We start from the raw sequence: 9,484 nt of genomic DNA on the forward strand, positions 1-9,484 counted from the left end.
GCAGGCAAGCCCGCAGGCCAGGACGCGTCGAGCCGAACGTTCGGGGGCGGCCCGCGCCGCGATGCTCGATACGGCGATCGGGCTGCTCGCCACCAGGGGCTACTCCGGCATGAAGCTCGCTGACGTCAGCCGCGGCTCGGGCTACAGCTACGGCCTCGCTCCGTTCCACTTCGAGTCGAAGGCCGGCCTGCTGAGGGCGATCCAGGAGGAGATCGACGCGAGCTACACGGATCACATGGCCGCGGCCTGCGATCCCGACATCCCAGGCCGCGAGTTCGTGGACCGGTGGGTCACCGCGACGTTCGCGTTCGCGAAGGGCCACCCCGCGCACTGGCGAGCCAGCGTCGTGATCCTCGTCGAGTCGGTCCTCGGCGTTCCCGACGTCGCCGTCGAACACTCGCGGTTCGCGTCGCGGAATATCGAGACGCTGCGGACCGCGTTCGAGCGTGGCCGGCGCGACGGAAGCATCCCGGCCTCCGTCGATCCCCCGGCGGCGGCGGCGACCGTCGCGGCGCTGATGAAGGGCATCAACTTCGAGTGGTTCGGCGACCCGACGGTCGATCTCGACGCGAGCTGCCGGCTGGTGCTCGACGTCGTCCGGCAAGTGCTGCGGCCGTGATGTCGAGCTTTCGCGGCCGCGCCCGCCAGTGGCTCGCCGTCGAGGCCCCCCGACGTGGATGGATCCCGTCGGAGGCCGTCGCCGCCGACGAGCTGGCCCGCAGTCGCGACTGCCAGCAGGCGCTGTGCGCAGCCGGGTTCGGGGCCATCACCTACCCGGCCGAATACGGCGGAGCGGGCCTCGGCGTCCGCGAGCAGATCGAGTTCAACGAGGAAGCGACCGCGTACAGCCTCCCGCTCAGCGAGCTCGTCGTCGGGCTCGGTGTCTGCGCCCCGACCCTGCTCGCGCTCGGCACCGACCGGCAGAAGGCGAGGTACCTCCCGCCCCTGCTGCGAGCCGACGAGATCTGGTGCCAGCTGTTCTCCGAGCCCGGTGCCGGTTCCGATCTGGCCTCGCTGAGCACGCGGGCGGCCGGATCCGCAGCGTCGGGATGGACGGTCAACGGTCAGAAGGTGTGGACGTCGGGCGCGCAACACGCCGACTTCGGCTTGCTCCTGGCGCGCACCGACCCGCAGGCCGCGTCGAAGCACGCCGGTCTGACGATGTTCCTCCTCGACATGGCGGCACCGGGGATCACTGTTCGACCGCTGCGCCAGATCGACGGCACGGCGCACTTCAACGAGGTGTTCTTCGACGACGTGCACGTCCCGCCGCAGAACCTCGTCGGGACGGTCAACCGCGGCTGGGCGGCGGCGCTCGTCAGCCTCATGAGCGAGCGCGTCTCGCTCGGCACTACGCGCGCGACTGCGGGCCTAGTCCCGGACGCGGAGACGCTCATCGCCGCGGCGCGTCGCCGCGGCGTCGCCACCGATCCGGTGCTGCGCGCCGAGCTCGTCGACATCGTGATCCGCGAGCGGGTGCTCGCCTACGTGGGAAAGCGCATCAACGCCGCGGTGCTTGCCGGCCGCGAGCCGGGGCCGGAAGGGTCCATCGCCAAGTTGCTCGACAGCGACCTGCTGCGGCGGGCCGCCACGGTCGGGGCGCGCATCCACGGGCCGGCGACGACGGCCTGGGACCCGGCCAGCGCCGGCGACAGCACATGGAGCCGCGCGGTGCTCTTCGCGCCGGGTATGCGCATCGCCGGCGGTACCGACGAGATCCAGAAGAACACGCTCGCCGAACGCACGCTCGGCCTGCCCCGCTGAGGAGGAACGGGTGGACGAAGAGTTAAAAGGTCGCGTCGCTCTCGTGACGGCGGCCGCCGGTCGCGGATGCGGGCAGGCGATCGCCCGGCGGCTTGCGGCCAGCGGCGCGACCGTCGTCGTGACGGACATCCACGAGCGTCGCGCGGCCGAGGTGGCGGCGCAGATGGCCGCCGACTACCCGGCCGCGACGGTCGTCGGCATGCCGCTGGACGCCGGCGACTGGGGTCGGATCGACGCCGTCGTCGATGCCGTTAACAACGAGCTTGGTCCGATCCAGATCCTCGTCAACAACGCCACGATCAACGTGCGAGGCGCGATCTTCGACTACGACCCGGAGGACTGGCTCTGGTGTCTTCGCGTGAACCTGTCCGGGGCGTGGTATCTCTGCCGCCACGTTATGCCGATCATGCGTGGCGCGGGTGGGGGCAGCATCGTCAACACGAGCAGCTACGCCCCCGACGTCGGCGGTGACGGTTTGGAGTCGCCCTACGCGATTACGAAGGGCGGGCTCAACGCGCTCACGAGGTGCATGGCCGTCGAGGGCGCGCCGCACGACATCCGAGTCAACACGGTGAGCATGGGCGTCGTCGTCGGCACCAAGTTCATGGACGACAACCCGGAGATCCTCGACTTCGCCAGCCCGCCGATGCGGACACCGGTCGGCGTCGATGACATCGCCGAGGCGACGGCGTTCCTCGCGTCGGACCGCGCTCGCCACATCACCGGTGAGATCCTCAACGTCGCCGCCGGCGCCTACATGCGGAACTGAGGCATTCGATGCGCGCGTTGACCCCAACCTTCCATTCTGACCGCTGGGTCCCTCCCCCCGACCTCGTCGGCGGCTATCGCGTGGCTCAGCTCGCTGCCGTCCTCGGCGTCGGCGACCGCAGCGAGTTCCCGGCCCGCGCCGCGGCCGATCCCGAATGGTTCTATCCGGCCGCGCTCGACTTCGTCGGCGCCCAGTGGCTGCGGCCGTGGACGTCGCTGTGCGACGAGTCAGACGGCGCACCGTTCGGCCACTGGTTCGTCGGCGGTGGCACGAACGTGTCCTGGCTGGCGTGCGAGCGGTGGGTGGACCGCCTCATCGGGCCGGCCGTCATCTGGGAAGGCGACGGCGGGGAGTCGCGGGAGTTGAGCTTCGCCGAGTTGGCGAGTGAGGTGCGTCGGGCGTCCACCGGGTTCCGTGAGTTGGGTGTCGGCCGCGGCGATGTCGTTGCCATGCACCTGCCGATGGTCCCGGAAGCGATCGTGACCATGCTCGCCGTTGCCCGTCTCGGCGCGATCGTCGCGCCGGCGTTCTCGGGCTACGGACCGGCGCCACTGGCCGAGCGCTTGCAGCTCGCGGAGGCTCGAGTGCTCGTAACGGCCGACGGCATGATGCGACGCGGGCGCCCGAGCGTGATGCTCGAAACGGCGCTGACCGCCGCCGAGACGGCGAACGTCGAGACGGTGGTCGTCGTGTCTCGCCTCGGCGAGACGCTGCCGCCGCATCCGGCGATCGTGCGGTGGAAGACCGTGGCCGACGCCGCCGAAGCAGGCGAGGTCGAGACGTTCGACGCCGAGACGCCGTGGTTGCTCGCGTTCACGTCAGGGTCAACCGGTCGACCCAAGGGCGCACTGCACACCCACGGCGGATTGCCCTACAACCTCATGCTGGAGCTCGCTCTGACGGCGGACGTTGGGTCGGGTGACCGGTTCTCGTGGCCGAGCGACATGGGGTGGCTCGCCGGACCGATGGGCGCACTCGGGCCCTTGACCTTGGGCGCCACGGCCGTGTTGTTCGAAGGCGTCGCCGACCATCCCGAGCCGGACCGCATCTGGCGGTTCGTCGAGCGGTATGGCATCACCCAGTACGCGCTGTCGCCGACGACCGCGCGCACGCTCGCGGCCGCGGGCGAGCAGTGGGTCGCGCCGTACGACCTCCCGACGCTTCGCGTCATCCTCTCCTCGGGCGAGCCCTGGACCCTTCCCGCGTGGCGATGGCTGCATCGTCATGTCGGGCGAGGCCGCGTCCCGATCATCAACTGGTCGGGCGGCACCGAGGTGGGCGGTTGCATCGTCGCCAGCTACCCCGACGTCGCCACCTCCGCGGGTCGGTTCTCCGGTCCCGCGCTAGGCATGGCGATCGACGTCGTCGACGACGAGGGGCGCTCCGTGTCCGGCGAGCTGGGCGAGCTCGTGGTTACGAGGTCGTGGCCGGCGATGACCCGCGGCTTGTGGCGCGAGACCGATCGCTACCTCGACGCCTACTGGTCACGCCTGCCCGGCACGTGGGTCCAGGGCGATCGTGCCTTGCGCTACGCCGACGGCAGCATCGAGATCCCCGGACGGTCGGACGACGTGTTGAAGATCGCAGGCAAGCGCGTCGGGCCCGCCGAGCTCGAGTCGCTCGCCACCGAGGTCGAGGGCGTGACCGCCGCCGCGGCGATCGGCGTCGACGATCCGGTCAAGGGACAGGTGGCCGTGCTCGTGGTGCAGGCTTCGTGCGCGCCCGCCGACGAAGCACGTCTGACGGCAGCCGTCGCCGACCGGATCGCGACGGCATTCGGCAAGCCGATGCGACCGTCGGCAGTGTTGGCCGTGCCCGACCTGCCGCGGACCCGGTCGGGCAAGGTCCATCGCCGCGCCGTGCGTGCGTGGGTGACCGGGTCCGACCCGGGCGACCTGTCGAGTCTCGACAACCCGCAGGCAGAGGCGGGCGTCCGGCTCGCCGCGCTCGGGCGCGAGGACTACGACGAGTTCGCCTACGTGCGCGGTCCCGAGGTGGCCGTTCGGCGTGAGGACCGCCACGGCCCGGACGGCGAGGTGCTCAGCGCGGTGATCTGGGGTGAGCAAAGACCGGCGCTTCTCCTCCTGCACGGCGGTGGCCAGAACGCCCACACGTGGGACGGCGTGGCGCCGGCGCTGAAGCGCCCGCTGGTCGCGCTCGATCTGCCGGGACACGGACGGTCGTCCCATCGCGCCGATCGCGACTACTGGCCGTGGCGCAACGCTGATGTCGTCGCGGGTGCGGTGCCGCAGTTGACCGCCGAGCCGGTGGTCGTCGTCGGGATGTCGCTCGGGGGCCTGACCGGCATCCGGCTCGCCGCCCGGCGACCCGACCTCGTGCGGGCGCTCGTCGTGGTCGACGTCACGCCCAGCGTCCACGAGGTGGAGATGACGTCGCAGGAGCGTGGGGGGAGCTCCCTCATCAGCGCCGAGCCGTCGTTCGCGTCGTTCGCCGAGCTCGTCGACTCCACGGTTGCCGCCACCGGCCGACGACCTGAGTCGGTGGCGGTCGGTGCGCGGCACAACTCCTACCGTCGGGCCGATGGGCGCTGGGCGTGGCGCTACGACCGACTCCGCCTGCCCGGCGACCCACCGCTCGACTTCAGCGCGCTGTGGGCTGATCTCGAGGCGGTGCGGTGCCCGCTGATGCTCGTGCGCGGCGGCGATTCCTTTCACGTACCGGCCGCCCACGCGGATCAGGTGCGCCGATGCCAGCCCTCGGCGCGTCTCGAGATCGTCAGCGGCGCCGGCCACAGCGTGCAGAGCGCCAAGCCGGCGGAGCTCGCGGCCCTCATCGAGGACTTCGCGTTCACCGGGAACATTCGATGACGACGTGCTGTGACGGCTTGGTTGTGATCGAGCTCGGTAGCGGCAGCATCGCCGGGGCGCTGTGCGGGATGCTGCTCGCCGACAACGGCGCGCGCGTCCTCAAGGTCGAACCGCCCGAAGGCGATCGGTTACGCCGCGAGATGCCGTCGGGTTTCCTCGTCTGGTGCAGGGGAAAAGAGAGCGTCGTCATCGACCTGCGAACCGATGCCGGGCGCGACGAGCTCATCGAGCTGACGCGGGGCGCCGATGTCGTGATCGACGGGTTCGCACCGGGTGTCACCGCCCGGTGGGGCATCGACGACGAGGTGCTCCGGGCCCGCAATCCCCGGCTGGTGCACTGCTCGATCACCGCCTTCGGACGGTGCGGAAGCTATGCGTCGATCAAGGGATACGAGGCGGCGGTCGCCGCCAAGGCCGGCCTCTTCACGCCGGGGATCTACACCGGCCGACCGGCCGGCGACGATCCGATGTTCGTGGCCGCGCCGCTGGCCAGCGTCGGCGCCGGTCATCTCGCCTGCAGCGGCGTGCTCGCCGCGCTCACGGCCCGCGAGACCACCGGCCGCGGCCAGCACCTCGACGCGACGCTGCTCCAGGGACTCACGCCGGCCGACTACTTCGGCACGATGCACTGGCAGGTCCGGCTGCAACAGGAAAGCGAGCCGGACCGGCCACGCGCCGCGCCACCCGCCCGCCCACCGGCGCTGCTGTGCAGCAAGGACGGCCACTGGATCAACGCTTCGACGACCATGCAACATCAGCTGCGCGCGCTCGTCGCTGCACTCGAGATCACCGTCGCCCGGCCCTCGAGCGCCGACGCCGTGGCCACCGACCGCTACCGCGCGGCGTTCTACGACGCGTTCCGCCGGCGGACGATGGACGAATGGGTCCCGATCCTGCTCGCCGACCCCAACATCGCGTTTGAGGTCGTGCGCACCGGCGACGAGGCGATGGAGCACCCCCAAGCCCTGCACAACGGGCAGATCGTCGAGGTGCTCGACCCGGTCGTCGGACCCATCGCCGAGATCGGGCCCATCGCCTCCTTCTCGGCGACGCCATCGAGAATCGGCCGGTCCGCGCCCGCTCTGGGCGAGCACGCCGCCGTGGCGCCGCCCGCCGTGGCGCCGCCCGCCGTGGCGCCGCCCGCCGTGACCGTCGGTCGAGCCGGTGCGGCGTTGCCGCATCCACTGGCCGGCATCACCATCGTCGAGCTCGGCTACTTCTACGCCATGCCGTTCGCCCTGACCATGGCCGCGTCGTTCGGTGCCCGCGTGATCAAGATCGAAGCGCCCACCGGCGACCCGATGCGCGTCAACTACGGCATTCCCGAGGCGGGAGCGGTCAAGGTGCTCGAGGGCAAGGAGAGCGTTGCCGTCGACCTGAAGTCAGCCCAGGGCCGCGCCATCATCGAGCGCCTGCTCGCCCGCGTGGATGTCTTCGCGTTCGGCTTCCGGCCCAAGGTCGCGACGAGCCTCGGGCTGGACTACGAAACAGTCCGTCGCCTCAACCCACGCATCGTCTACCTGCACGCCAGCGGCTACGGCGTGGACGGGCCGTACAGCGAACGCCCGCTGTACGCGGGGCCGGCCTCGGCGACGTCGGGCGCATACCACCGTCAGGCGGGCTACTGGCTCGCCCCCGAACGAGCGGCCGGCGCCGGCGTCGAGGAGCTCCGGCAGCTCGCCAGCCGCGTGCAGCCACCCGTCGACGGCGATTCCAACGCGGCCCTCGCCGTCCTCTCGGCCCTGTCATTGGCGCTGCTCCACCAGCGCCGCAGTGGCGTTGGCCAGTTCGTGGCAACAAGCATGATCGAAGGCAACGCCTACGCCTACGCCGACGACTACGTCCGCTACGAGGGAAAGCCGCCGATCCAGGGGCCGGACCCCGACCAACGGGGACTACACGCGCTCTATCGCCTGTATCCCGCCGCCAGCGGGTGGATCATGGTGGCCGCCCCCACCCAGACCGAATGGGAGTTGCTCACGACTGCGCTCGGCCGGTCGGACCTCGTCTCCGATGCGCGCTTCTCCTCTGCGGGGACGCGGGCGGACCACGACCACGACCTCGTCGAGGAGTTGACGGAGTGCTTCGCCACCCGAAGGTCGACGGAGTGGGAAGAACTTCTTGGGCGCCACGGACTCTGCGTCGTAGAGGTTTTTGAAGGCTCGATGGCCGACTTCACGAACACCGACTCCGTCCTGGTCGAGACGGGACTCGTGACCCACGTCGAACACCCGCTCTTCGGGACGATCCTCCGCCACGCGGCACCGGTCGCGTTCTCGGACATGCCTGGCCGAGTCGCACCGAGCCCACTTCTCGGGGAACACACGGACGCGGTCCTTGCGGAGCTGGGCTACTCGAATGACGACATCGCTGAACTGAAGGAGAACGCTGTGGTACTCCGCGAATCAGCTGCCCTGAGCGCAGTCCTGTGATGGGCCGCCTCGACGGGAAGGTGGCAATCGTCACCGGTTCCGCGAACGGGATCGGAGCGGCGACCGCGTACCGGCTCGCCCAAGAGGGCGCAGCCGTTGTTGTCGCCGACATCGACGCCGACGGCGCGGCTGCGCGCGCGGCCGCAATCGTGGCCGCGGGGGACACTGCCATCGGGGTCGGGGTCGACATCGCCGACGAGTCGTCGGTACACCGCCTCGTCGCGACCACGGTGTCGGCGTTCGGTGGCATCGACGTGCTGCACAACAACGCCAGCGCGATGAACCTCACGCCGTCCGACGTCGATGTGCTCGGCCTCGACCTCGACACGTGGGATGGCACGATACGCACGAACCTCCGCGGGACGATGCTCTGCTGCAAGGCGGCCATCCCCCACATCCTCGAGCGCGGGGGCGGTTCCGTGGTGAACACCTCGTCCGGCCAGGCCCTCCTGGGTGACACCGGGCAGACCGCCTACGCCGCGGCGAAGGCGGCGGTGATCGCACTCAGCCGCTCGATCGCCACGCAGTACGGCCGCCGCGGCCTGCGGTGCAACGCCATCTGCCCCGGATTCATCCTGACCGATCGGCTGCGGCAGAAGCTTGACGGCCCGGCCATCGAACGGCTCCTGCGCCATCAACTCGTGTCGCGGGCCGGGCAGCCCGAGGACATTGCCAACCTCGTCTGTTTCCTCACCTCCGATGAGGGATCGTTCATCACCGGGCAGGCGATCAGTATCGACGGCGGCTCCCAGGCGCACATGCCGTCGTACGCGGACGGCGGCAACATCGACCGGCGCACACCGGTGACGGCATGACATCCCGCGAGCTGACCGACGCCCGATCGCGGGAGCTGACCGATGTCCGCTACGAGGTCGACAACGGCCTGGCCTGGATAACGATCGACCGCGAGGCCCGCTACAACGCATTCTCCGCCCACACTGTCGACGAGCTGATCCATGCGTTCAAGCTGGCGTGGGGTGACTCAGCCGTGGGCGTCGTCTGCCTCACCGGGGCCGGCGAAAAGGCCTTCTGCGCGGGCGGCGACGTGAAGATGGCGGCCGAGTTCGGCGGTTACGGCCCAACCGACTACGGCATCTTCGAGATCCAGACGCTGCACCGGGTCATGCGGGCCATCCCCAAGCCGATGATCGCTGCCGTCAACGGCGTCTCCGCCGGCGGCGGGCACGTCCTCCACGTCCTCTGTGACCTTTCCATCGCCGCCGACACGGCGACGTTCGGCCAGTCGGGGCCGCGGGTCGGCTCATGGGATGCAGGCTTCGGCACCGGCATCCTGGCCCGCGCCATCGGCGAAAAACGCGCCCGCGAGATGTGGTATCTGTGCCGTCGCTACGACGCCGCCCAAGCGCTCGAGTGGGGACTTGTCAACGCCGTGGTGCCGCTCGCCGAGTTGCAGGCCGAGGTGCGCAGGTGGGCCGGCGAGCTGCTCGAGCGCAGCCCCACCGCGCTCGCGTTCTTGAAGCACTCCTTCAACGCCGACACCGAGCAGCTCGCCGGCGTCGGCGCGGTGGGCTTTGATGCCCTCGACATCTTCGTGCACACACGCGAGGCCCAGGAAGGCAAGGCGGCGTTCGCCGAGAAGCGCCCCCCGGACTTCGCCAGGTTCCGATGACAACCTGGACCGAGCCATTGTCGTCGATGAGCTCGTCGAACTGACGCGCGCCTGGCGTCGG

General features: G+C 70.4%; 7 protein-coding genes. All 7 read left to right on the top strand.

Going from position 1 to position 9,484, the window contains the following annotated elements:
• A partial coding sequence (locus tag U9980_RS07045; RefSeq protein ID WP_322767192.1) for a TetR/AcrR family transcriptional regulator occupies positions 1–619 on the top strand: 619 nt, incomplete at its 5' end.
• On the top strand, positions 619–1,764 hold the full coding sequence (locus U9980_RS07050; protein ID WP_322767193.1) for an acyl-CoA dehydrogenase family protein: 1,146 nt from the start codon (positions 619–621) through the stop codon (positions 1,762–1,764). The genes U9980_RS07045 and U9980_RS07050, both read left to right, overlap by 1 nt.
• 10 nt (positions 1,765–1,774) lie before the next feature.
• On the top strand, positions 1,775–2,533 hold the full coding sequence (locus U9980_RS07055; RefSeq protein WP_322767194.1) for an SDR family oxidoreductase: 759 nt from the start codon (positions 1,775–1,777) through the stop codon (positions 2,531–2,533).
• Positions 2,534–2,541: 8 nt separating this feature from the next.
• Positions 2,542–5,361 carry an alpha/beta fold hydrolase gene (locus U9980_RS07060; protein ID WP_322767195.1) on the top strand — a complete coding sequence of 940 codons (2,820 nt, stop codon included), beginning with the start codon at positions 2,542–2,544 and terminating at the stop codon, positions 5,359–5,361.
• Positions 5,358–7,793: a CoA transferase gene (locus U9980_RS07065; protein ID WP_322767196.1), complete on the top strand. Its 2,436-nt coding sequence runs from the start codon at positions 5,358–5,360 to the stop codon at positions 7,791–7,793. The genes U9980_RS07060 and U9980_RS07065 overlap by 4 nt, the downstream gene beginning before the upstream one ends.
• A complete protein-coding gene (locus tag U9980_RS07070) occupies positions 7,793–8,608 on the top strand; it encodes an SDR family NAD(P)-dependent oxidoreductase (RefSeq protein ID WP_322751162.1) in 816 nt (271 codons plus the stop codon). The genes U9980_RS07065 and U9980_RS07070 overlap by 1 nt, the downstream gene beginning before the upstream one ends.
• Positions 8,605–9,423 (top strand): enoyl-CoA hydratase-related protein, encoded by an 819-nt coding sequence (locus U9980_RS07075; RefSeq protein ID WP_322767197.1) that lies wholly within the window; start codon positions 8,605–8,607, stop codon positions 9,421–9,423. Before U9980_RS07070 ends, U9980_RS07075 begins: the two co-directional genes overlap by 4 nt.
• Positions 9,424–9,484 lie beyond the last annotated feature (61 nt).

Origin of the sequence: Protofrankia sp. Cr1 (assembly GCF_963555865.1) — a bacterium.
Lineage (GTDB): Bacteria > Actinomycetota > Actinomycetes > Frankiales > Frankiaceae > Protofrankia.